Raw genomic sequence first — 1,858 nt, forward strand, 5'->3', positions numbered from 1 at the left:
AGCGCCGCACGCCGGTCCTCGCCGGTCACGGCGCGTCCTCGGCCGCGGAAGGGGCCGCGAGGACGTCCCCGGCTCCGGTGCCGCCCGCGGGTTCGGTCTCGGCACCGCCCGCTGGACCGTCGGCGGGGCGGTCGCCGCCGGTGGGGCGTCCCACCGGCGTGACGCCGCACAGTGCGGCGACCCCGGCGAGCGGCACGTCCCCGGCGACGCTGCGGACCAGCAGGGTCTCCACCGCGTGCAGGAGGGTGTACGCCGTGGCACTCGACAGCCGGGCGGTGTCGACCAGCAGGTCGAGCCGGCAGGTGTGCGCGGCGGGACCGGCGGAGAAGAAGGCGGTGGCGTCCACCATCTGCCACGCGCCGACGGGGAAGGTCCGGGTCCGCCCGGCCAGCTCGGCCGGGTCGCCGGGCGGCAGGGCGGGCCAGTCGCCGGTGGGCCGGGTGTCGTTGAAGTAGGCCGACAGGTCGACGGCGCCGCCGCGCGCGCGGCCGATCTCCTCGCGCAGGGCCGCCATCGCGGCCGGGTCGTAGTGCGCGTACCGGTAGGCGGTCAGCGCCTGCCGGTGCCCGGCGCGCGCGGCGTCGGCGAACGTCCCGGCGGACAGGTCCAGCGTGAAGAGCCCGTCCTGCACGGCGGTGCCGACCATGGCCGCGGTCCGCGGATCGTGCCGGTTGGCCACGATGAGCTGCATGGCCACCCGACGGTGCCCGGTCAGCGCCGCCAGGACCGCGGCGCATCCCGAGGTCAGCACGCTGGAGGTGCTCACCGCCCAGCGCGCCGCGAGCGTCCGGGCGGCCGCGCCCGCGGCGGCCGACTCCATGCCGACCTTGACGAACCTCGGCTCCTCCGGGGTCCGCTCGGGGAAGTCGAAGAGGGTCGCCGGGGCCTGCTCCAGCTCGGCGCGCCAGTGCCGCAGCGCCCGCTCGCCCCGGGCCGCGCCCGCGCCCTGCTCCAGGGCGGCCTGGTCCAGCGGCTGCCAGGCCGGTGCGGGCAGGTCCTCCCCGGCGAGCAGGGCCCGCCACTCGGTGGCGAGGATCTCCAGCGCCCACGCGTCCACCGCCAGGTGCGACAGGGCGAAGGCCACCGCCCGGGGCCGCCCTCCGGAGGTGACGACGGCGCACCGGATCGGCGGCTCGGCCGCGTGGTCGAAGACCCTGGCGGCCAGCTCGGCGGCGGCCTCCCGCGCGGCGGCGAGCGGCTTGGCCTCTCCGGCGTCGAGCACCCCGACCGTCAGCGTGCCCTCGCGCATCACCCGCTGGACCGGTCCGTCCGGCGTCTCCTCCCAGGTCGTGCGGAGGCTCTCGTGCCGCTCGACCAGCGTGCGCAGGGCGCTCAGGACGGTGTCCAGGTCGCGCCTGCCGTAGACGGGCAGGCTCCAGGGCAGGTTGTAGTACGGGTCGTCCTCGTCCAGCCAGCGGATCAGCCGCCAGAAGGCGCGCTGGCCCCAGGTGACCGGGGCCCGCCCGCCGCGTGCCCCGGTGAACTCCAGCGGCACCGCCCGCTCCCGCACGGTCCCGGCCGTCATCGGGACCTGGCGATCTCGGCGGCGACCCCGCTCACGGTGGGGTCGTCGATGAACACCTCGAAGGAGAGCTCGACGCCCATCCGGTCGCGCACCAGGGCGATGATCCGGGTGATCGTCAGCGAGTGCCCGCCGAGGTCGAACAGGTCGTCGTCCGGCCCGATCTCGTCCATCTCCAGCGCCTCGCGCCAGATCGCGGCGACCTCCTCGGCCAGCGCGTCCTCCGCGGCGGACGCCGGGTCTTCGGCGGACACCGGACCTGTGGCGGACGCCGGGCCTGCGGCCGACACCGGGCCTGCGACGGACCCCGGGCCTGCGACGGACGCCGGGCCTTCG

General features: G+C 77.1%; 2 protein-coding genes. Both read right to left on the bottom strand.

Features of this window, described 5'->3' with window-relative positions:
- Window positions 1-25: 25 nt before the first annotated feature.
- Window positions 26-1,525: a condensation domain-containing protein gene (locus ACWJ6R_RS35685; protein WP_449066438.1), complete on the bottom strand. Its 1,500-nt coding sequence runs from the start codon at window positions 1,523-1,525 to the stop codon at window positions 26-28.
- A partial coding sequence (locus ACWJ6R_RS35690) for an acyl carrier protein (protein ID WP_449066439.1) occupies window positions 1,522-1,858 on the bottom strand: 337 nt, incomplete at its 5' end. The genes ACWJ6R_RS35690 and ACWJ6R_RS35685, both read right to left, overlap by 4 nt.

The organism is Planomonospora algeriensis, from assembly GCF_977012225.1.

Excerpts from the sequence above, each read along its gene's own strand:
- ACWJ6R_RS35685 (WP_449066438.1), bottom strand. The coding sequence starts at position 1,525 with ATGACGGCCGGGACCGTGCGGGAGCGGGCGGTGCCGCTGGAGTTCACC.